At 44.2% G+C, this 24,667-nt stretch carries 10 protein-coding genes and 2 pseudogenes; 9 read left to right on the forward strand and 3 right to left on the reverse strand.

What is annotated here, in order from left to right; translation table 11 throughout:
* Window positions 1-191: 191 nt before the first annotated feature.
* On the forward strand, window positions 192-6,389 hold the full coding sequence (locus AC58QG_RS17590; RefSeq protein WP_497363410.1) for a sugar-binding protein: 6,198 nt from the start codon (window positions 192-194) through the stop codon (window positions 6,387-6,389).
* Between the two features lie 95 nt (window positions 6,390-6,484).
* On the opposite strand, the gene AC58QG_RS17595 is transcribed toward AC58QG_RS17590, so the two are convergent.
* The gene (locus tag AC58QG_RS17595; protein WP_497363411.1) at window positions 6,485-8,344 is read right to left on the reverse strand and encodes a right-handed parallel beta-helix repeat-containing protein; all 1,860 of its coding nucleotides are present in this window, start codon (window positions 8,342-8,344) and stop codon (window positions 6,485-6,487) included.
* A 218-nt stretch (window positions 8,345-8,562) separates the two neighbouring features.
* On the opposite strand from AC58QG_RS17595, the gene AC58QG_RS17600 reads away from it, so the two are divergent.
* The 5 genes and pseudogenes from AC58QG_RS17600 to AC58QG_RS17620 all read left to right on the forward strand — a co-directional run bounded on the left by AC58QG_RS17600 (window position 8,563) and on the right by AC58QG_RS17620 (window position 17,389).
* Window positions 8,563-15,189 carry a chitobiase/beta-hexosaminidase C-terminal domain-containing protein gene (locus AC58QG_RS17600; protein ID WP_497363412.1) on the forward strand — a complete coding sequence of 2,209 codons (6,627 nt, stop codon included), beginning with the start codon at window positions 8,563-8,565 and terminating at the stop codon, window positions 15,187-15,189.
* Window positions 15,190-15,267: 78 nt separating this feature from the next.
* Window positions 15,268-15,588: pseudogene (locus AC58QG_RS17605) on the forward strand (AraC family ligand binding domain-containing protein); the annotation flags it as partial.
* 171 nt (window positions 15,589-15,759) lie between these two features.
* Window positions 15,760-16,131 (forward strand): helix-turn-helix transcriptional regulator, encoded by a 372-nt coding sequence (locus AC58QG_RS17610; RefSeq protein WP_497363478.1) that lies wholly within the window; start codon window positions 15,760-15,762, stop codon window positions 16,129-16,131.
* Window positions 16,132-16,780: 649 nt separating this feature from the next.
* Window positions 16,781-16,939 (forward strand): annotated as a pseudogene (locus AC58QG_RS17615) (transposase family protein); the annotation flags it as partial.
* A 36-nt stretch (window positions 16,940-16,975) separates the two neighbouring features.
* The gene (locus AC58QG_RS17620; RefSeq protein ID WP_497363483.1) at window positions 16,976-17,389 is read left to right on the forward strand and encodes a hypothetical protein; all 414 of its coding nucleotides are present in this window, start codon (window positions 16,976-16,978) and stop codon (window positions 17,387-17,389) included.
* A 132-nt stretch (window positions 17,390-17,521) separates the two neighbouring features.
* Here AC58QG_RS17620 and AC58QG_RS17625 read toward each other — a convergent pair whose 3' ends face one another.
* Window positions 17,522-19,180 (reverse strand): response regulator transcription factor, encoded by a 1,659-nt coding sequence (locus AC58QG_RS17625; protein ID WP_497363413.1) that lies wholly within the window; start codon window positions 19,178-19,180, stop codon window positions 17,522-17,524.
* Entirely contained in the window at window positions 19,177-20,940 is a 1,764-nt protein-coding gene (locus AC58QG_RS17630; RefSeq protein WP_497363414.1) for a sensor histidine kinase, read from the reverse strand. The genes AC58QG_RS17625 and AC58QG_RS17630 overlap by 4 nt, the downstream gene beginning before the upstream one ends.
* 272 nt (window positions 20,941-21,212) lie before the next feature.
* Here AC58QG_RS17630 and AC58QG_RS17635 point away from each other — a divergent pair, with 272 nt between their 5' ends.
* The 3 genes from AC58QG_RS17635 (at window position 21,213) to AC58QG_RS17645 (ending at window position 24,631) form a co-directional block, all read left to right on the forward strand.
* Entirely contained in the window at window positions 21,213-22,712 is a 1,500-nt protein-coding gene (locus tag AC58QG_RS17635; RefSeq protein ID WP_497363415.1) for an ABC transporter substrate-binding protein, read from the forward strand.
* Between the two features lie 90 nt (window positions 22,713-22,802).
* The gene (locus AC58QG_RS17640; RefSeq protein WP_497363416.1) at window positions 22,803-23,792 is read left to right on the forward strand and encodes a carbohydrate ABC transporter permease; all 990 of its coding nucleotides are present in this window, start codon (window positions 22,803-22,805) and stop codon (window positions 23,790-23,792) included.
* Window positions 23,789-24,631, forward strand: a complete 843-nt coding sequence (locus AC58QG_RS17645; protein WP_497363417.1) for a carbohydrate ABC transporter permease — start codon at window positions 23,789-23,791, stop codon at window positions 24,629-24,631. The genes AC58QG_RS17640 and AC58QG_RS17645 overlap by 4 nt, the downstream gene beginning before the upstream one ends.
* Window positions 24,632-24,667 lie beyond the last annotated feature (36 nt).

A 24,667-nucleotide genomic window follows, 5' to 3' on the forward strand; every position in this document is an offset into this window, starting at 1 on the left:
AACATATGGGAAGGATGACGTACCGCTTCATAGAAATATGCACCTCATTCGTAGCATCTTCGGATATAAAGGGAGAGGCGCGATTGGTACAATGATTTACGAGAAAGCGCATTCAATTAAATGGCCTCTCGGGGTTAGAGGGTTCAGACGTACATGTTAGTGCGATTTTAACAAAATGGAGTGTGACATGAATGAAGCGAAAGAAACGAACGTTAACTGGCAAGTGGCTTTCACTCTTGATTATCGCGTGCATGCTTTTTACATCGTTAGGAACAGCTTCTGGAGCAGAAGTAGCAGCTACGTCGGATACCAAGGGACATTGGGCTGAAAATCAAATCAACAGCTGGATCGGCAAAGGTTGGATCAAAGGGTACGAAGATGGCAGCTTTAAGCCAGAGCAGACCATAACTAGAGCGGAGTTCGTGACGCTGGTGAATCGCTCTTTTGGATTTACGGAAGTGACGAGCATCTCCTTTAGTGATGTTGTGAAGGGCATCTACTATTACGAAGAAGTGGCCAAAGCCATGAAAGCAGGCTACATCCAAGGCTATGCGGATGGAACCTTTGGTGCTGCTAAGCCCATTAGCAGGCAAGAAGCTGCTGTTATCATTGATCGATTGTTAGGCTTGTCCAAAACAGCGAGTACAGAAAGTGATTTTTCAGATAAAAACGCGATAGCTTCATGGGCGAAGGATGCAGTAAATGCTGCAGTTGCTCATGACATATTTACGGGCTATGCGGCAGATCATACACTAAGACCGTTGAATGCCATTAAACGTGGGGAAGCGGTTACGGTTTTGGATCGTGCTTTGGCGAAGCGAGTCACTACCTACAACACGGCAGGGATTTATGGTCCGACAACAGGCGTTCAGACGGTGGATGGCAATGTGGTCATACAAGTACCAGGGGTTACTTTGCAGAACATGGTTATCAACGGCAATCTCGTTTTCGCTGCTGGCATTGGCAATGGAGATGCAACACTCAACCATGTGACTGTAAAAGGTCAAACGACAGTAGAGGGTGGAGGAGAAAACTCGATCCACTTTATTGATTCCATCTTGCTCACAATTCTGGTAGACAAGCAACTTGGAACAGTTCGTATTGTAGCGGAAGGGACAACAACCGTTGGGGAAGTTACGATCGAATCTCCAACTACGATTCAAGAGAAGGGGACAACTGGCACAGGTTTCAGCAAAGTTACGCTGTCCGAGAATCTGCCGGCGGATTCGAAGGTTACTTTACTAGGATCGTTTGAATCGTTAGCAGTCAAAGGTGATAAAATCCAGATTGATATTCCCGAAGGCAGTGTGAAAGAACTCATAGCTGAACTATCAGCTACAGGGATGTCACTTCGTTTAGGGGCAGAGGCAACCATTATTCACCTCGTGCTAGATGCAGTTGCCAAAATCTTAGGCACTGGAACGATTGAAACGGCAACCCTTAGCAAAGCTGCGAAAGATACTACAACCTTTGAGAAGCAACCGAAAAAGAAAGAGGATAAGGTGGAAGGAGTGCCAACACCTACACCTACTTCAGCACCGCCGTCTTCATCTAATCCAGGCACGAATCCAACTCCACCTCCGAGTACACAATTGTCTATCGTAAACTATGGAGCGATTGCGAATGATGGGCTCGATGATTTACCAGCTATCAAGCTGGCAGTGGAAGCAGCAAAAGCGCAAGGCAAAAGTGTTTACGTGCCAAGCGGGGAATTTAATTTGAACGGCTTACTGACCTTGGATAGTGTTGACCTTTCAGGCGATGGGGAGACCTCTATTCTAAAAAGTATGGATCTCAAGCTCCAATCGATTATCCTGACAGGTGAAGGCACAGACCTAAGCGCTGTCAAGTTGACATCTGTTCCAGCTACGGTCAGGCTGACGAACGACGATTCAGCTCGTGTACGTGTAGGTTCGAATGCGACGAACTATTCGATCAAAAATATCGTCATTGACGGTGGTTCTTCCGTAGGCTTCTTCAACGCTGGGACGCATGGGGTTATCAGTGGCAATACCGTCAAGAATATGTTGGCAGATGGTATCCACATCACGGCGCTATCCAACGATATCCTTGTTGAGAACAACACGGTTCACCAGGTAGGTGACGATTTCATTGCCGTCGTTTCTTACGAGAAATTCGGTGGCTGGGTGAAGAACGTTGTTATTCGAAATAATCATGTTTCCCAAGGTGAGGCGCGTGGACTTACGGTTTCAGGTGGCGAAAATGTATTAATTGAGAATAACACGGTATCCGATGTGTACGGTGCTGGTATTTACTTAAGCTCTGAAGGGAACTACAAGACATATACCGTGAAAGATGTGATCGTACGTAACAATACGGTTACGAATGATAGTATGAATGGCGGCAGTCCGACGAAGGGCGGCTTAAACATCACAGCAACGAACAAAAATCCAAGTATTGATAACGTGCTGGTAGAGAACAACACATTTATTGATTCGCAAGATAACGGCGCGTTGATTGTAGGCACATTTGAAATTGACGGTCTGCAAATCCGGAACAATGTGTTCCAGAATCCAGTTAATTACGGCATCATGATTGTCAGAACAGTGTTTGGTGCAATTAATATCACTGGCAATACAGTGACTAGTTCTGGCAAAGCGGTCTATGTTAACAATTCCACGGATCCTGATATCACAAGCGATCTGACCAATGAAGCCGATAACGGTGGTGGCGGAGGAACGAATGTGGCTGCCTACGGAACGCCGACCCTTGACGGTCAGGCCGATGATTTCTGGGCTTACTCCACAGTGCTTCAAATGAATGCAACGGCAGCAGGTACAACTGGAACCGCTAGAGTTGCATGGGATGAAGATAAGCTGTATTACTTGTTCGAGATGAAAGATGCTACACCGTTTGCGCTGTCCGAGAATGAGAAGAACGACTCTGTCGAAGTATGGGTGGATGAGTTGAATACGAAAAACGGCGCACAAACAACAGGCGATTACCAAATGCGCGTCGACTTGAATAATGCCAAGACAACGTCGATGAGTATCCCGCCTGCCAACCTTTTAAACAGTGTAACTAGCGCAGTATACCTTACGCAGACGGGTTACCAAGTTGAAATTGCGGTGCCGTATACAGTAGCGGAGCATGCTCCGAAAGTCGGAGATATGATCGGCTTCAATGCTAGCGCGAATGACGATTCCAATGGCGATGGCCTGCGCGACGGCTTCGTGTCATGGGTAGACCCGAATCTTGCTTATTGGGCAGATACAAGGGTGTACAATGAAGTGAAGCTAGCTGCTGCAGTTCCACTTGCAGCATATGGGAAACCCGTGTTAGATGGCACAATCGACAGCTTCTGGGCTAACGCCACGCCATTGCAAATGGATACCATTGCGACGGGAACAACGGGTAAGGTCAGAGTTGCTTGGGATGAAACAGCTTTGTACTATCTGTTTGAAATGACAGACGCTACACCTTTTGCGGTTGCTGAGAAGGAAAAGAACGACTCAGTTGAAGTCTGGGTGGATGAGCTGAATACGAAGAATGGTGCTCAAACGACAGGCGATTACCAAATGCGGGTCGACTTGAACAACGCGAAGACGACGTCGATGAAAGTGACGGACATCTTGAATAAAGCGACGAGTGCAGTAGCGCGTGTCGATGGCGGTTATGTGGTGGAGCTAGCAGTTAAGTATACGAAACTTAGCCCGAAAGCTGGAGAGATCATCGGCTTTAACGCGACAGCGAATGATGATTCGAACGGCGATGGGTTACGCAACGGTTTCGTAACCTGGGTAGACCGCAATCTACCTTACTGGGCGGATACGCGAGTTTACAATCGCATTCAGCTGGATAAAGGGGAGGGAGACCCTACACCATCCCCCATCCTCGTAACGGGCATAACGGTAACGGGGGCTGAAAATGCGACAAGTGTTCTCGCAGGCAGCACACTGCAAATGAGTGCCAGTATTTTGCCAGTCGATGCAGCGAATAAATCCGTTACATGGCGTGTAACACCAGGTACTGGGACTGCGTCGATAAGTTCAGATGGGCTTTTGACAGCAACAACAGCAGGGATCGTATCAGTTACAGCAGAAGCGCAGGATGGTTCGACTGTATCTGGTTCATTAGAAATCACGATTACAGCTCCGATCACTCGCTTGTCCATCGTGGACTATGGCGCGATTGCCAATGATGATATCGATGATTTGCCTGCCATTAAGCTGGCAGTCGCTGCTGCGAAAGATCAAGGCAAGAGCGTATATGTACCAAGCGGAGAATTTAACTTCAATGGCTTGTTAATTTTAGATGCCGTCGATCTGTCAGGTGATGGGGAGACGTCCATTCTAAAAAGTATCAACTTAACGCAGCAATCGGTTGTCTTGACTGGTGACGGTACAGACCTAAGCGCTGTCAAGTTAACATCTGTTCCAGCAACGGTAAGGCTGACGAACGACGATTCAGCTCGTGTACGTGTAGGTTCGAATGCAACGAACTATTCGATCAAAAACATTGTTATTGATGGCGGATCGTCGGTTGGGTTTTTCAACGCTGGGACGCATGGCGTCATCAGTGGCAATACCGTCAAGAATATGTTGGCAGATGGTATCCACATCACGGCTTTATCCAACGATATCCTAGTTGAAAACAACACGGTTCACCAGGTAGGTGACGATTTCATTGCCGTCGTTTCATATGAGAAATTTGGTGGCTGGGTGAAGAACGTTGTTATTCGAAATAATCATGTTTCCCACGGTGAGGCGCGTGGACTTACGGTTTCAGGTGGCGAAAATGTATTAATTGAGAATAACACGGTATCCGATGTGTACGGTGCTGGTATTTACTTAAGCTCTGAGGGGAACTACAAGACGTATACCGTGAAAGATGTGATCGTACGTAACAACACGGTTACAAATGATAGTATCAATGGCGGTAGCCCGACGAAGGGCGGTTTAAATATTACAGCAACGAACAAAAATCCAAGTATTGATAACGTGCTCGTAGAGAACAACACCTTTATCGATTCGCAAGATAACGGCGCGTTGATTGTAGGCACATTTGAAATTGACGGTCTGCAAATCAAGAACAATGTGTTCCAGAATCCAGCTAATTACGGCATCATGATTGTCAAAACGGTGTTTGGTGCAATTAATATCACTGGCAATACAGTGACTAGTTCTGGCAAGGCGGTCTATGTTAACAATTCCACAGATCCTGATATCACGAGCGATCTGACCAATGAAGCCGATAATGGTGGTGGCGGAGGAACGAATGTGGCTGCTTACGGAACACCTGCCATCGACGGTCAAGCGGATGATTTCTGGGCTTACTCCTCAGTGCTTCAAATGGATGCTACGGCAGCAGGCACAACAGGAACCGCTAGAGTCGCATGGGATGAAGATAAGCTGTATTACTTGTTTGAGATGAAAGACGCTACACCGTTCGCGGTGTCCGAGAAAGAGAAGAACGACTCCGTCGAAATATGGATGGATGAACTGAATTCGAAACACGGTGCTCAATCGACGGGGGATTACCAAATGCGAGTCGACTTGAATAATGCCAAAACAACGTCGATGAGTAACCCGGTCGCCAACTTCTTAAATAGTGTGACAAGCGCGGTATATCGCACGCAAGCGGGTTACCAAGTCGAGATTGCGGTGCCGTATACAACGACGGAGCATGCACCGAAAGTCGGGGATATCGTCGGCTTCAATGCGAGTGCCAATGATGATGCGAATGGAGATGGCCTGCGTGACGGCTTCATAACGTGGGTTGACCGCAACCTTCCGTATTGGGCAGATACTCGTGTGTACAATGAAGTGAAACTGGCAGCGCCAGTGCCGCTTGCGGCTTATGGCAAACCAGTGCTAGATGGCACAATCGACAGCTTCTGGGCTAACTCCACGCCATTGCAAATGGATATCATTGCGACTGGAACTACTGGAAAGGTCAGAGTCGCTTGGGATGAGACAGCATTGTACTACCTTTTTGAAATGAAGGACACCACGCCTTATGCGGTTGCCGAGAAGGAGAAGAACGATTCGGTTGAAGTCTGGGTGGATGAGCTGAATACGAAGAATGGTGCTCAAACGATAGGCGATTACCAAATGCGGGTCGATTTGAACAACGCCAAGACGACGTCGATGAAGGTAGCGAGCATCTTAAATAACGTAACGAGTGCTGTCTACAAAGGAAATGGTAACTATATCGTTGAGATCGCAGTTAAGTATACCGAGCTTGTTCCTTCAGCTGGGGAGATTATTGGCTTTAACGCGACAGCTAATGATGATTCGAATGGCGATGGCTTGCGGAACGGTTTCGTGACATGGGTCGATCGGAACCTGCCTTATTGGGCGGATACACGTGTATATAATCGCATTCAGTTGGCTAAGGCGAAGGCAGTACAGACACCAACACCATGATTAGTAGCTAAAAAGGAATCACAAAAAATAACTGCTAAGCGAAGAGGCTAGCCCGAAGGTCGATGATGACCCTAGAGCTAGCCTCTTTCTATCCTTTATGGTGTCGGTACGGCAACTCCATTGATGTACGATTGCAGCGGTGAGCTATTGCCACTATAAGTTTGAGTGGAGCCGTTGACGAGCTCCTCAAGGAAGTAGTTTATTGAATAACCTGCAGCATTCGTATGGATGTTGTTCTGGATTTTGACACTAGTAACTGTGCCAGTATCCAGTTTAATGACATCGTTAGCTGCCGTGTTCGAAGTATTAATATCTTGAAACGTATTTCCTTGGACATTTAACGTGCCTGTTGTCATGCCATTTTTCCATTTCAAGCCATTCGTTGCGGTTCGGACGAAGGTATTGCCTGTAAAGGTTACTGTGCCAGCAAATGTGGCATCGATGATAGCGCCTTCGGTAGATGTGCTAGACACACTTGGAGATGTGCTCGTGATCGTGTTATTCGTAAAGGTGACGCTTTGAACATGGTCACCAGTGACATTAATCCCCATTTTACGTGAGTTGTAGAGCGTATTGTTGGAGAAGGTGACATTGGAAACATTATTAAAGTTAGAAGATACCATTAAAGCGCCATGGCTTGTGGTTGTACTGCCGCCATTTGTAATGGTGTTGTTGTCGACGGTGACGTTGTTTACACCGAAGGTAGAATATGCGGATTCAGATGCAATTAGAATACCAGCATTCAATGGGTTGGTGATCGTATTGTTCTGAATCGTCACATTGTTTCCTCCAATGACCGTCATTCCACGCCCAGCCGTTGGTTGGTTTGAAAACTGGTTATTGGTAATCCATACATCGTGTACAGCTTGAGGGTCCTTTAATTGGTAGCTGACAACGGCAATGCCATCATCTCCCGTGTTGCTGACATTATTATTATTAATACGAATATTATAGGAGCCCGCTGTTGTATGGATACCGTCAGCTAAAGTGTTTTTCACGGTATTGTTTTGTACGAGTCCATTGCTGGCCCCTTTAATCATAATGCCAGCTCCATTAGCGCCATCTACAGTGACTCGCTCAATAAGAAAATAGCCGATGTTGCTCGTTCCTCCGGTCACAGCACCTTCCACATAAATACCGCAGGTGGTATTTGCTGCTGAACGAGTGGAGGTGACGGCCGTCAACTTGAGATCAGTCAGCACAGCATTCGTATTTGTCATGCGAACGGCCTGATTCGTTTGATTAGTAGCAGCGAGAATTGACGATTGTCCACTGCCATACATAACAACACCATCCACTTGAATCAGACCTGTGTGTTCGAACCGACCGCTGGGGACATAGACGGCGGAGCCCGAAGATTTGGCAGCTGTAATTGCATTGTTAATGGCTGTTGTGTTATCCGTACCTGTTGTCGCGACAGCTCCGTAACTTGTAATGTTTACATTGGGTTTGCCGTACACTTGGAATTCAAACGCTGAGGCAAAAGCTCCCGCTAAAGAGCAGCCAGTGACAGTAATTCTTACATATCTACCCACATCCAAAAAGGTATCGTTGGTATCCCCTAACGTTGTATTACTCGTTTTATCGACAACGGTTGTAAAGTTTACATTGTCCGGACTGACTTCGATTTTATATTGGTACGAACGACTTGAGCCGAAGTACCATTGTGCAGAAACTTTGGTTAATGCTCTCGTTTCACCAAGATCGACCATCCACCATTGGGGCATGTTGCCATTCGCAGCGGCCCATCGGGTACCCGTATCGCCATCATTAGCATTGCTGCCTGCATTGCTGGCTTGCGTAGAACTAACGGTTACCGTTTTCCCTTGGGACAAAACGGAATCTGCGGCCAATACAGTTGGTGGATTCAAGCCAGTGAGACCGAGGCTGAAAGCGACAATCAGCATAATAGAAAGAAATACCCTCCATACATGATAAAACCGAATCTTGATCATTATTCACATTCTCCTTTTCTAGTTTGGATTCACGTACTTCCTAAGTATAGAGGGAATGAATTGAACTTTTTTGCTTGATAATTGCACTATTTTACGAATGTGTACCACTTCATAGAAATATGCACATCATTCGTAGAATCGTCGGATATAACAGGACAGGGGCCATTGGTACAATAAATAAGAAAGCGTATTCATGTAAAAAATTAGGAGGGGTTAATTTGAAAGCGTTCAAGCAAAAATGTTCGCTTCTTTTGGTTTTGGCAATGCTCATCAGCTTGCTGCCATTGCCTGTGGTTGGGGATGTAACCACAACACCCGCTTATGCGGATAGTGTTATTCCGACAACTGGACTTGATCTTTGGTTGAAAGCGGATGCTGGAGTTACAGCGGATGCCAGCGGGAAAGTTAGTCAGTGGGCAGATCAGTCTGGCAATGGCAACCATGTATCTCAAGGGACAGCGACGAAATTTCCGACCCTTGTCACGGATGCTGTATATGGAAAGCCGGCCATTCGATTTGCAGGAGATATTAATGGTAACAGTAAACAATTTCTGAGCAAAGAATTATTGGGTAATTCATGGACCGGAAGCAGTACGGTCATTATGGTAATGAAATTGAATGCCCTCGGGCAATTCAGCAATAAAGGAATTTTTGCTACTGACATTACAAGCAATCCTGGTGCTTGGGCTATCACGACCAATTATACTGCCGTTCCTAGCGCTCCTACTGTACCGTCCAAATTGATCGTTTTAGGACCGCTAGCGCCGTCAGGAACAACCAGTGGAGACTTGGAGAGTGTATCCACATTAAACGTGATGACGCTAGCCGTCACGCTAGATACGAGTAAAGGGGAGATGAAGTCGTATCAGAACGGAGTGCTAACTGGGGAGAAAACGAATCCCACTTTTAAAACCCTTGGGAACTTCAAGCACTATGTTATAGGCAAGAGCTACAGCCCGAGCAATTTGCACATGGCAGCCGATGTGTCAGAGGTGCTCGTGTACAGAGGTGTTCTTTCGGATTTGGATCGTCAAGCTGTAGAAAGTTATTTAGCGAATAAATATTATTCGGTTTCCCCTGTAACAGCAAGCGTGCCTTCCGGTACAGTGATGCCGGGAAGTTCAGTTTCACTTTCTAGCCCGACAGTCGGAGCGGCTGTCTACTATACGACTGATGGCAGCGACCCGCTGACTTCCGGAACTCGCATCTATTATACGTCGCCGATTACGATTACGAACACTACGACAATCAAAGCGTTAGCTCATGGTCAAGGATTGATTAATAGTACTGTCTCCACTTTCACATATACACTCGCTTCTAAGCTGGAACCAGTGACAGCTTCCACGCCTTCAGGAAATATTGCGTCCGGGACGACAGTTATACTGAGCGCAAATCCTGGTGCAAGCATTTACTATACGTTGGATGGCACTGATCCCAAAACCTCAGGAACCAAGATGACATACTCTGCTCCTATTCCGATCCTAGCTGCGTTAACACTTCGAGCATATGCAACTCAAGCAGGTATTTCGGACAGCGATGTATCTGTGTACACATACACGGTGCTTCCAGCACAACCTGTAACGGCGAGCCAGCCATCTGGTGTTGTGTTTAGCGGTGCACAGATCACATTGTCCACAACAACTTCAGGGGCAACGATCTATTACACCACGGATGGAACAGATCCGAAGACATCCCAGACACGCTTAGTATATGCATCGCCAATTGTACTCTCCAACGCAACAACGTTGAGAGCCTATGCTGTCAAAAGTGGAGTCTCAGACAGCGCTATTACACAATTTGACTACACGATTTATACCTCAACGTCGACAGTGTCGAATCTACCAGAGAGTTATTACGACAGACCAGGTCTGGAAAATATGCCGCATTTGAATTACAGTGCGATGCGCGTAGCCAACGTCAAAGATTTCGGGGCGGTTGGCGATGGAGAGACGAGCGATCTGGAAGCTTTTGATAGAGCGATTGCCGCATTGAGCGCAGCTGGCGGCGGTGTAGTCTACGTTCCGAAAGGATTCTATTACTTTCCGTTTGATTTGACAGATCCAGCTAATCGTTGGGCATATAAGCGTAATATTAATAACATTCATTTCATCGGAGATGGCGATGAATCGGTTATTCGGTTCAAGCTTCCTGGCATTCCATCATTGCCAGCCGGAAGAACATGGACGAATAGAAACGGTGTGTTCTCAGGCTTTTCATATGGATGGAGAATTGACGGTAACAATATTTCATACAAGGATCTGGCATTCTCCTGGTACCCACGATATGATGCGAGGGGCGGTGCAGGTGGTTATTCGGTAGCAACATCTGGCAATAACATTCAAATGAATCGCGTATCGATCGATCAAGGGAATATCGGAGCGGTATTTTGGCAAAATACGAAAAACGTGTACGTAGTCGACACGCAAGTTCGTAACACGGCGGCAGACAGTATTCACTTTGCGAACGTTGCGAACGTTGTGGCGGCTTACAACTTCGTTGACGGAGCCAATGATGACTCCATCGCGAGTATCGACGATAAAGAATTTGATGTCGCTGACAATCATCAATATCTGTACAACACGATCTTAAACAGCTATTGGGGCCGTGGTATTACCATTACGGGTACCAATAGTCGTGTGGAAGGCAATTGGCTTGAAAACATCAAGTCGTCAGGTGTCTACACGAACAATGGCGGACAGAGCAGCGTGGCAGGTAACGGTCACGATACGGAGCATCTTTTAATTAAAGATAACACGATCGTTCGCTCTGGACTCATGGGCCTGACTGATAATCAAAAAGGCGCTATTGCATTTAACCAATATAAAGATGATCTAACGATTGAAAATAACCGTGTTTACGGCGGTCAATCGTACGGTATTTATTTCAACCCGTGGGGACCTGCGTCAACGATAAGTAATGTTCGTATAAGAAACAATGAGTTAGCGGCCGTTAAAGGTAGTGCTATTGTACTTAACTCGAATATAACCATGAAGAATATTGAAATTACAGATAACGACATGTTCGGTAACGGATTAAATGGAGATAGCATTAATTTTAATTCTGCAGTGTTATCTGGGAATGTGAATTTGGCAAACAATAAGGTATCTGGGCCAGTATCCAATGCGGTTTATGCGTACGGATTCCCAATTGTTACAGACCAACCTGTGTATACAAATCCTTATGCAGCAATAGCAGCGGAGCCTTCAGAGATGAAATGGGCTGGAGCTCCAGTAGTTGAGGCTGCTGCTAATGAATTTAACGTCAAGAATTATGGAGCAAAGGGCGATGGTTCAACGAACGATATCCTAGCTTTTTACGCTGCATTAGATGCGATTCCAGCTTCTGGCGGTACGCTTCGCATTCCAGCAGGTACTTATGTGCTGACGCCTGATCCAAACAAAGATTCTCGGCCATATAGTGAAATTAAACATCATTTGCTTCTTGAAGGTCGCGACAATGTACACATTGTCGGAGATGGAGACAGCTCTGTGCTGCGCTTTACAAGCGCGGATCATTATGGCATTCGTCTCATGAATTTGACGGATTCATCTATCCGCAACTTGAAGCTGGAGCTTGCGAACAAGCCGTTTATGCGTCATAATCGTTCACTGCTTGATATTACAGGCAGCCATGGCGTCGTAGCGGAGCATGTGACAGTGGCGAACTCAGGCGGTTCAGGCATTCAAGTGGATTCTTCTACAGGTGTATCCATTCAGGATTGTACAGTGACGGATTCTAACATGAGCGGTATCCTTCTAGTGGCATCCAGACAGGTATACGTGGAAAATTCCACGTTGAAAGGTAACCATGATCATGCGATTTTCGTGAATAAGCAGGGCAGCCTCGCACGTCAATCCGAGTACATTCGGATCGCGGGTAACGTGATAGACGGTGAAGGGAAATCAGAGCAAAGCGGTATCGCGTTTGCTTCCGGCGACAACATACTAGCAACCGGAAATACAATTAAGAACACGCACATGGCTGGTGTCTTGTTCTATTACACAAGTGAAGTGTATCCTACAGATCGTATAACAGTGACGGGCAATAAGTTGATTAATACGAATACGGGGACAAATACGCTGACTTACGGCGCAATAAGCTCGATGATGTCCAAAGGTGGAAACTTCACCATTACAGAAAATACGATTCAATCTACACCATACTCTGGTATTTGGGTTAAAGATAGTAAGCTTAGTTCGCTCAAGCTAACTGCAAATTCATTTACGGACACTGCAACGGCAGGTGGGGCGATCATTGATATCGCTAGTGATCAATTATCAGCGATCCCACAGTATACTGCCAATACAGATCAAATTACGGTTCAAACTAAGCCTGAGCGGATTGATAGCGGCTCTGGATGGGCGATTGCAGTTACGATCCAAAATTTAATGACACTACAACCGAGTGTTGGAGGTACTGTAAGTGTGACGAGTCCAACAGAATGGGCATCTGCCATTCCTCTAGTCACTTTCGGCGATATCGCACCTAGTCAATCTAGGACAGTAATGGTTCCAATTCCGACACCGCTGCCGGCCAACATTGGAGCAATACCTTTTTCGTTGAAGATAGATCAAGGCGGCACTATCACAAATGTTACAAAAAGCGTGAATTTCTTTACATCATCCGAGGTATTGATGCCGCCAGTGATCGATGGGATTGCGTCCGAATGGTCGGATGCTAATACTGCAATCCTGAATCAGGCTAGTCAGGTAAAGTTCACATTATCGGACTGGGCAGGAGCTGGCGATCTAAGTGCAACAGGCTATGTGAAGAATGATGAATCGAACCTTTACATGTCTGTTGTGGTCAAAGATAACGTACATTCTCAGTCGAATAGCGGTTCAGAGATTTGGCGTGGGGATAGCTTGCAAATAGGAATTGATGCAGGCAGAGCAACGGCAATTGGGCAGTCAGGCTATCAGAACGAACTAATATTTGCTTTAAAGGGAGACAATCAACCCTCAAAATGGAGAACAACGGCTCCGAGCGGGAAAACCATCGGCGATCAGTTCAGCAGTCAGGTAGCGGTACAACGAGACGAGACGAATAAAACAACAACGTATGAAATCGCACTTCCATGGACTGAGATTTTACCAAATGCTTTAACAGAAGTACCTGAACGGATCGGTTTCTCGTTCCTGATCAACGATGATGATGGCACGGGAAGACGCGGATGGATCGAGTATATGGCTGGTATCGGTTCGAGTAAAAATCCAAGCTTATACGGAGATTTATTGTTTGCAGAAGCTCCAGCTATTGTTGCTGCAACAGGAATCGAATTAGATGAAGAAACAGTGAAAATTGATTTGGCTAATGCTGAAAAAACGCATCAACTGACAGCAACTGTGCATCCAGCTAACGCGACAAACAAAAACGTGACATGGTCGTCAGATAAAACAGGAGTAGCTTCTGTTGATGCAGACGGAACCGTGACTGCACACAGTGTAGGAACGGCAGTGATCACGGTGACAACAGTAGATGGAGGCTTTACAGCAACGAGTAGTGTAACAGTAAGTAACTCTACTCGGAATAATCCACCAACGTCGTCGAGTGGCAGCGCACCCATTGGAAATCAAGAAGGCAAGGTTGAGCGGACGGATTCAGGTATCGTTCTTCAGCCCGGTGAGGCTAGTAAAGTTATTGAGACTAAAGATGGGAAGCATATTACCAGTATTATCGTAAATGATGAATTGCTGCAGAAAGCTTTGGATGCACTCAAAAGCAATACAAACGGAAATAAAACAATCGTGATTAAAGATAATGATAGCAACGGTTTACAGATTGAGATTAGTGGTAAGGCGGCTGCTGCGCTTGAAAAAGAGCAAGGCTCGGCTATAACCCTCATTGTTGGCAAGAATGAGATTCATGTGCCGGCGACTCTTCTTGATTTTGAAAAGATAGCTAAGGAGTGGCAAGTAAATCAGGATGATCTCAAGGTGAAGTTAATCGTGAAGCCAGCGTCAACAGCTGACAAGAAGCAGTTGAGCACTCAATTGACATCGACAGGTGTTACGCTTGCCACGGATGTCTTCAATTTCGGGATCGTGGTAGAATCAGGAAGCCGTCAACAGGAAATCGACAGTTATGGAAGTACCTATTTGACGCAAAGCATGACATTCCAAGCTGTTTCGAATTTCAATAAAGTTACAGGAGTCATGATCAATCCGGTAACTGGTGAGATGGCATTTGCACCTACCACGTTTACAACGGAGAATGGTCAAACGGTTGCTGCAATTCGAAGTAATGGAAGCGGTATTTTTGCCATTGTACAATTCGATAAAAAATTCGAAGATATGTCAGGTCATTGGGCAGAAGCTGATGTCCATGTATTGGCTTCCAAACTTTTGATCAATGGGATGTCAAAGGATGAATTTAAACCAGAAGCGCCAGTAACAAGAGCGCAATTCGCAGTGATGTTATCCCGTTCACTTGGCTTAACTCAAAAGAATGGTGCTTCACAAGAGTTCGTTGATGTGAAAGAAGCTGACTGGTTCAATAGTGAATTGAGTGCTGCCTTACAAGCAGGGTTGATCGATGGTTATGAGGATGGAACGATGAAACCAAATGACACGATCACACGTGAACAAATGGCTGTTATGATCGCAAGAGCTATGCATTTCACGCAAAGTGACATTCAATTGACGGACAATGATAACCGTACAGCACAATTCGGGGACAACGCTTCGATCGAGAAATGGGCGTTAGAGGCGATTGAGGAATGTATGAAGGCTGGCATCTTACAAGGGATTTCACAAAGTACTTTCGGAGCAGACGAAACAGCAACACGTGGTCAAGCGGCAGTTACGCTAGGCAGACTGCTCAAGTACTTGAAATTTATTAACTAGCGACGAGAAAGACAGGCTGATAGATAGCCTGTCTTTTCTAGTGGTTTCAGATTCATACCCGCTTGGAGGGAGAGAAGGATGAGATCTGAATATAGCCTTGGGAACAGTAAGGAGCACTGTTTTAAATTCCAATTACAAGTAGCTTTAGACAGAGCGCTGGATTGTTATTATACGCATGAAAGCATCCAATTACTGTATGTGCAGCAAGGGAATGCTCAGATAACACTAGAACGGAGAACCTATACCGTTAGTGCAAACACTTTTGTGCTTATTCAACCTTTCCAATGCCACAAGATCACTATGCTGAGCAACTCGTCGCAACCGTTCATAGGTACTGTATTCGCTTTAAAACCAACATGGTTGGAACCCTACTTGGTAACTTTTCCTACCATTTCGTCTTTTTTTCAGCGAGTGTGGAAGCATCAAATCGGGTGTCCCGTTATTGAGTTAGATAACAAGAAAAATAACGATATGATAGATATAATAAATAATTTCCATAAAAGGATAAATTATATAGTTTCCTCTGATGAGGAAGAGGCAGCGATATGTCTTATTGCCTTGTTGAGCTATTTGAAAACCGATGTACTGCCGCTGGAGACAATAGTACCTAAGCGAACCGAACGGTATTCGGAAAAAATGATAGATTGGGTAGAGGTGCACTATAAACACAATTGTGTGCTAGAGCGGTTAGCTACCGAGCTTTACTTGTCTCCATCCCATATTTCCCATTTGTTTCATCAGGAGACTGGAAGTACCTTATCGGATTATTTAATGGCGCGGAGAATAAGGGAAGGAAGTAAATTGCTGAGATCTACGTCGTTATCCATACAGGAAATCAGTAAGCATATTGGATATGGCAGTGCCGCCTATTTCTCTCGTGTTTTTAAACGCCAGATGGGTATATCGCCACAACTCTATCGAAAGGCAAGTACCCAATCATAGGAGATACGTCTCAGAGACCATGGTAATCGTGGTCTTGTGAGGCGTTTTTTGTTATAAGTGTTGGATTAATTATCAATCATAGCGGCGGGAGGTGAGTGGGTGGAGGGGGTGGTGTGTCTCGAATACAACTTTCCTGAAGTATCTACAAGTTTATGTCTTGTGAAGTGAGAAGCGGAGCAGGGCTATGTCTCGAAAACAATTTTCCTGAGGTATCTATAAGGCTCAAGCATTTATTTCACACGATTTTTGCCTCATATAAACTCAAATTGATCTTGATATACATGAGGTTCAGTTCTGTAACTTAACACGTCAACTCGATTATGAGTTCTCATATCGTACTAATGTATCTCTCCCTGAGAGTATCACTCCACCCACTCCTCGTTTAGTAGAATCTAATTGATACCAATTGTGGGAACAAGAAAGGACTCAATTCTTAGAATTGGGGGGCATAGACCCGTCAAGATTAATGAGGGGAATGTATCACGAAATATGCCTTTAACGGTTTTGTATTGTAGTTATCTCAGAAAATTTTGATTTAAGGAAGTATCATGAAGGAATAAACAAATTTTTCTTTACATGGGAATAAATGTTCGATATAATACAATTATAAGAACACAAGTTCTATTTTTGGGTGGGTTTGATAATGGAAATGTTCCTTTTAGACACATTGGACAACACTTTTCAATCTGAAGAGGATTGTGAGAAGTTCCTTATGACAAATAGGTGGGCTAATGGGTTCTATTGTCCAAGATGCGATCATGATTCATTTTATAAATTGAAGACACGAAACTTACTTGAATGTAAGGAGTGCAGGACACAAATATCGATTACGGCTGGGACCGTTATGCATAAATCTAAGTTATCTTTATTACTCTGGTTCAAAGCAATTCGATTATTAATTCAAGATGAGACTAAGTATTCAAAACCATCATTTGCAAGGTTACTAGGTGTGAATTATCGAACAGCGAAGTTGATGCTAGAAAAACTTCAATTCGCCTTACATAAGCAATACGCACGAATGGGTAACAAGAGGTCCTCTAAACCAATCGAAGAGTCCTTGAAACCCGAAATGGAGCAGCAGAGTAACGATGAAGAAAGTGCTAAACCAAAGAAAAATACAGGCGTGCTAGCAAGGTATCTGTTTAAAACCTCTAGAAAAGTTAGATATGAAGAACAAGATATGTTTAGAAAATGGATGAATGCATTCTCTTCTGTGTATTTATATCCATATTTTTTAAGGTATTTTCAAGTAGGTTGAAAGTAAGAAGCAAATTTAACATAAAAAAGCCCCATCACTGAAATTGTGATTAGGGCTGAATGAAGCATAGAATGGGGATGTAACGGGCATTCTCGAGCAAATTGATCGATCATTGTGTTTGGATACACCAGTTTATGTCGGAATTTTCGACTGCTCACGGAAGGCGCTTGGTGTTTGTCCCGTGGACCTGCGAAACAACCTTGTGAAATATTTATAATCAGGTATGCCAACTCGCTCGGATATTTCCTGTACTTGAAGTGTTGTTTCTTTCAGTAGCTTTTTAGCTGCTTGCATACGATAGTGTGTGACATAATCAGAGAAATTACTGCCTGTTTGGGCTTTGAATAGATGGCTGAAATAGTTTGGACTTATTTGATGATGCTGACATACGTCAGTTACGCTGATCGGTTTATGGAAATGGGTATTGATATAATCAAGCGCATCCTGAATTTCGATGCGATATTGATGATCCTTACTGGATAATACTTGAATGGTTCGTTTCCATTGCATCAATCGGAGTAAGTAGGCTTCAACATCCTGGAGGACCTCAACCATCTCAAGGGAATCGATTAGCGCGGTTGCACCCAATGGGTCATTTGCAGTCCAATGCTTAGTTAGCTCTTCTAGCCAGCTAATTAGTTGTGCAGGTTGAACATGCTGCTCTTGAATTTTACTGATGACTTCTTCGTAGAGGCTTCTTCGCAGACTGCTATCATCTAGAAATGGATTAATACTTTGCAAGCTATTATTCAGGGATTGCTTTTGTGCTTCACCTAATGCGTGATAGGGTACGAATTGGGAATAGGTGTATACCATACCTAAATTATTGTAGAAGCGCTGTGAAGTAGCACTGATAGCTTCATGAACGGCTTCCTTCAAGCGTATCGGGAGCTGACCATGATCCAAGGAAAGTCTCTTTGCCTTACTGAAACCACAAGTAACAGTAAAGGGCAAGTATAGCTTGATAAACTCATTAATTTTTTGGAACAAGGCATAGATTTGCGACTCCGCTTGCTCCATTTGATAAGCCGAATCCCAGTGAAGCCATAAACAGAGGGAGTTATCTTCTGTCCAAGGGAATAGATTGCCATTGTAGTGGGTTGAACTGACCTCTTCGATCATCTGCATCAACACGTATTTGAATAAGGAGATATCACGGGAATGAAAGATTTGCTTCAGCTCAGGGAATTTATCAATTTCTAGGTAGGCAATCGTAAATCCGTAGGATAACGGATGAAGCTCGAGCATAGTGAATTCCTTACGAATGGATTCTGGTGTAGCATACATCTGGTCCATCACATTCATAATGAATTGTTTGCGAAGCAGAGGCTTGCTTTGCTGGAAGCGATGCCGTTCCTGGATTTTTTCTAGTAATGATTCACGGTCTAATTCAATTTCTTTTCTAGCACGTTCAAGTAGGTCGAGAAGCTCTCGATGCCCGGAAGTAATTTTCAACAGATAGCCAATAGCCCCGAGTTGAACTGCTTTGCGGGCGAAATCGAACTCTTGATAGTTAGATAAAATAATGACCTTTACACGTGGCATCAAGGCTTTTAAGTGTTCAGTTAGTTGCAGTCCATCCATCCGTGGCATGACGATGTCGGTAATGACAATATCGGGATTGAGCTGCTTGCACAGCTCCAGTGCTTCTTCGCCATCTTCGGCTTCCCCTACGATTTCGAAGCCATTCTCAGCAAGCGGAAATCCGATCCGGAATCTTTCTCGGACTAAGTCTTCATCATCTACAATAATGCAACGAATATTTTCGCTTATAATCAAGTTCGATTTCATAAGCTGTCATCTCCTTTCATCGCTGGCATTAGAAGTTCTACTCTAGTGCCTAATCCTTCCTGACTCGAAATACTTAAGCCATATTCCTTCCCATAATGAAGCTGATAACGTTCATGCACATTCCGTAAACCAATTGAATTAAATCCCTTAGGCCTAGCAGGCGATGGGGTTCCTAAGTTATCGATAAGCAACTGCGCGAGTCGTTCAGGGGATATCCCAGTTCCGTTGTCTTCCACAAATAATAGAATAGAGGTTTTGCCATTCGTGAAGCCGCCGCCGATGTGAATAATACCCTCACCTTTTTTCTTACCTTTGATACCATGGAATATTGCATTTTCGACAATCGGTTGCAAGGAGAGCTTCAGCATTTTATATGACAGCAATTCTTCTTCAAAAGAATAATGCACCTCAAATTTATGCTGGTAACGTATTTGCTGGAGATAGACATATTGTTCAAGCCCTTCTAATTCCGCGCTTAGCTCCGTAAATTCAAGTCCATGATCCATCGTATATTGAAACAGTCGTACGAGTGCGTTCAATACTTTAGGAATCTCATCTGTGCGATTCAGGTCGACAAGTGCGTTAATCGAGTTTAGTGTATTGTATAGAAAATGTGGATTAATTTGCGATCGCAGCGCTTTGAGTTCAAACTTCTTCTTGGCTTTCTCAATAAGCACTTTTTCATCTACCAATGTTTCAATCCTGTCAAGCATTTCATTAAAGGAGTCCGCTAAGGATAGAAACTCATCCTGACGCTTAAGGCGGATACGGATGTGCAGATTACCATTTTTGATCCGATTCATTTGAATGATTAGCTTTTGGATTGGTTGATTAATTGATCTCGCCAAGTAGAGGGACAGGATGAACACGATCAAGGTGAAGACACCGGCAAACCAAAGTGTATAATTTTTGAATTTTTCCACTTCACCTAAGAAGCGATCCTTATTAACGAAATGCAGCAATTTCAATTTGAACAAATCAGGTGTGCTGATCCGCACGATATATTCATCATTATGGATATTCACAATTTTGGTCTCATTATTTGCTGTATACACAAGTTCCTGTAGAGCAGGAAACAGTTCGGAGTATTCCTGCTGTTGGAATGTTCCACGCAGCTTGATGTCACTCAGAATGGGACGAAGCTCACTGTTAAACACTAATGTAGAAATTTCCTTATCAATATTACTATCCATAAATAATTTGTTGATTTTCTCGGAGTTGATATCAATCGCAAGAATCCCTTTAATTTCGGTGCCTTTTCTGACATTGGCTGTGACTGTACTAATAAGGCCCTTGGAAGGAGAGTAGTAAGGCCCAATGTAGTTGATTATATTACTGCCAGTCTGGTCAATAATGTAATCTGAGATCTCGGGTGGAACCGTATAATTGCCACCTGATTGAATAACATGGCCTGAAGGCTCAATGAAAAATAAGCTCTGTGTTAACGGATAGAGGGAGTAATTGTACGTTTTAAGAATAGCTGCAATTTCATTCTCCGTTAAACTGGTTTGGGCAATTTCACTAGAGATTAAAGAAAGTGCTTGTTGTAAATCACTCGTAGTTCTTGCTAATTGTTCCTCCGTACGATCTGCTAGTATTTCCATTCGCTCTAATTGACTTTGCGTTACAATTTGGAGAGTGTATTGGTAAGCGAATAAGCCTAGGAGCAGTACGGCGGCGATAACGACCGTTGAATTCAGGATGAAAATTTTAAAACGAATGCGTTTAGTGAAGCGCAGATAATGTTGAATGATTCCCATGTTGCACCTGTCCTGTATCGTAATCGTTCCTATTAGTAATTGTTAAGCAAGCTAAGGGTGCATGTCAATGTATTTTGGGGTATCTATAGATTAATCCACACAATTTGTAGGATTCTTATATACGAAGCATGTAAGAGCCCGTCTACGATCGACTAGTTCCAATAGATTAATCCACCTCGTTTATAGTAGGATGGGATACTGCGAAAGGTTTGTGATTGCTACAATTAAGTTGTAAACAAAATCAAACTAGCAAATAAGGGGAGTCGAACACATTGAACAAAAAAGTTAAAACTTCGGCATTGGCTATATTAGCCTTATGCACAACGATCGTTTCCGCTGGTTGTTCCAAAAACGCTGTAGAACCTGCGCAAAGCGTTGCTCCAGCAACAAGCAAACCTACTGCTCAGCAGCCGCCAAAAACGGTTAAGGTCGTACTGCCTTCAGCTAGAGCGGAAGATGAAGCTTTCTATAAGGCAGAAGTTAAGAAATTTATGGACAAAAATCCAGACGTAAAAGTAGATTTGCAAATGAATCCTTCCGCACAGTATAACAATGCGGTGCAGTTGATGTTTGCAACAAATGAGGGGCCAGACGTATTCTTCATCGTAGGTGGTAAAGCGCAATGGCAGCTTGCTTCAGACAATGGTTGGATTCAACCGATTGATGAATATTTGACACCGGAATTCAAGGCGAGATACCCGCAGGGTACCTTCGACAAGGATAGCTGGTTGCGTTATAAAGACAAGGTGGTCGGCGTTCCTTTGGCGGATCCGCGTTACAGTAAAGTCAGACCTTTGTTTTACAATGTCGACATTTTGAAACAATACGGTATCGATGCACCACCGAAAACGTATTCCGAATTCAAGAATATGTCTGCTAAAATCACCAAAGAAGGCAAAGGACAAGTGTATGGTACCTCCATCATGGGCAAAGACCTTGGCGCTTTCTCCGCTACCATTGCAGGCTTCGCCGTATCGAACGAAGGCGGGGTTCTCCAACAAGAGGGAGATTGGCCGATTAGCCTCCTAACAGGTCAGGCAAATGCAGCTTCTATGGCTCCTGCGGTTGAAATTTTCCGAGATTTGAATGCACAGAAAGTATTGGCACCTGGTTGGGAGAACTGGGATCCAGCGCAAATGCATCAGCAATTTGCAGCAGGCAAGGTTGCGATGTTCGTTGGAGCAGCATGGCAAGCAGCTGAAATTCTGAAGCTGAAACCAGATTTGAAGCTTGGTATTGCTGCAGCACCAGTACCTGATACAGGACGCAAAGGTTATAGAGATGTACCTACGCCAGCTGAGCCTAAGTTCGTCATCGGATCTGGGTCGAAGGTTAAGGATGCGGCTTGGAAAGTACTCGATTATTTCGGATCTGCTGAATTCCAAAAATCATATTTCGAATCATCTAAAGAAATGGTCGTTATTCCTAAGGCTTACGATGGCATTGAGTTAGATAGCATTTCGAAACAAGTGTTGCAAGTGATGAATGAAACATTACGTTTGGCTCCGCATGTAAGCTTGAAAAACGCAGATATGGATAAGTTGTCCAAACCAATTGCTGATGGATTACCAAAACCAAGAATTAAAGACCTTGGTGTGAAAGCGATTATCAACAATGAAGATGTAAAAGCGGTATTTAGCGAGTATGACAAAAAAGTTAATCAATTAATTGAAGCAGAAATGAAAAAGGCACGCGATGGCGGAAGCAAAATTACGATCGATGATCTTAAATTCCCAGAGTGGGATCCTATGAAAGATTTTCTTAGAAAATAAGTGATTTCGTGGGGAGATTCCCTCAAGAGAGAATAATCGCTTGAGTGGAATCTCTTTTCACCTAATGGCTCGGGAAAAGGAGTGGAAGGAATGAACATACACCAAGAGAGGACATTACCATCCTCGACCTCAGTAAGAGAAAGTGGAGCAGCGACATCTGCTTTATGGAAACGGATCAAGCTGCATCGCTGGCATTATTTGTTCATATTACCCATGTTGGTTTTATTTCTTATGTTTTCAATTTGGCCTATGGTTGGAAGCTGGTACTATGCTTTCTTTGACTGGGATGGAACAGGAAGACCATCGAACTTTATTGGTTTCGCGAATTTTATAGAGATATATACGGATCCTGGATTTTGGAATGCGTTCAAAATTACATTCTCATTTGCAATAAGCAATGTGTGCATTCAATTGCCGCTAGCACTAATTGTGGCGGTAATTCTAAATCATCCTGCAGTTAAAGGAAGAGATATTTACCGTTTGCTTATCTTTTTGCCAGTGATCTCAACGACAGCCGTTGTCGGTATCGTATTCGTCATCTTGTTAAATCCGCTCGGCGGGCCAATCAACGATGTGTTGTTGAAAATGGGATTGATCGACAGCCCGATTAACTTCCTCGGGTCCCAGAAACTAGCTTTACCTACCTTATTGGTTATTTCGCTATGGAAAAGCTTTGGTACGCCGCTCATATATTGGCTTGCAGGCTTGCAAACCATTCCTGCAGAGCTGTATGAAGCTGCGAAAATCGATGGAGCCGGCTCTGTTCAGCGTTTTACCCGTATTACGATTCCGCTGCTCGTGCCAATCGGTATTATCATTGTCTTGTTGACATTCATAGGCAATCTACACCCCTTTGACTTGGTCAAAACGATGACGGAAGGCGGACCAGTCAAATCCACCGATGTCATTGATACCTATATTTACCGCTATGCGTTCGAAACAACGGAGTATTCGAGTACACGTTATGGTTTCGCGTCTGCTGCGGGGATCGTGTTCAGTATGGCTGTATTTCTAATTGTGTTGGTTCAAGCGGCTGTTATGAAGAAAGTACGACCTGGTAAAGGAGGGCAATCGGCATGAGAACACTTCGTACTGGTAAAACAATGGCTCAGACCGCCATGCATCTTCTCTTCATTGGGATTACCTTCTTGTGGAGTTATCCGTTCTTATGGATGATTTCCTCCGCGTTCAAATCGCAAGGTGAAATGTTTCTAGGCGGTCTGAGGTTAATTCCGAAGGAGCCGACCTTAGTGAATTTCAGTCGAGCATGGGAAAGCGCCAAGTTCTACTTGTATTTCTTTAATACAGTCTTCGTTACCCTTATGGTTATCTTAGTGGTGCTTCTTGTTTCCTCATTGGCTGGTTATGCGCTCGGTCGCGGCAATATGCCAGGTAAGAAGATCATTTTGGCTGCGCTTGTTGTGGCCATGTTTTTGCCGAAGGGCTTTACGATTATTCCGTTATTTGAGCTGATTGTAAAATTAGGCTTTAACAACAGTCTAATGGGCGTTGTATTAGCTGAGGCGGGACCGTCCAATGTGGTCTCCATTCTACTGTTCATGGGCTTTTTCGCTTCGATTCCGAAGGAAGTCGAAGAGTCTGGTGTCATGGACGGTGCGAGTCAACCGCGAATCTTTTTCAATATTATGCTGCCTTTAACAAAGCCAATCATTGCAACAGTTAGCATTTTTACATTTATTGCCGCTTGGAACGCATTCCTAGTGCCGTTGATCTTTACGCTAGGTAAACCAGAGCTTCGTACGCTTGGGGTCGGGATGTACAATTTCTTCGGTACGAACACGGTGGATTGGACGGGTATAGCAGCGGGAGCTTGTATGTCACTGATTCCAATTATTATTGTTTTCCTTTTCCTCCAAAGATACTTTATTGAGGGAATTGCGGGTTCAATCAAAGGGTAACTGGTGCTTATAGGCTAAGAAAACGAGATAGGAGAG

Source organism: Paenibacillus sp. J22P169 (assembly GCF_059691995.1).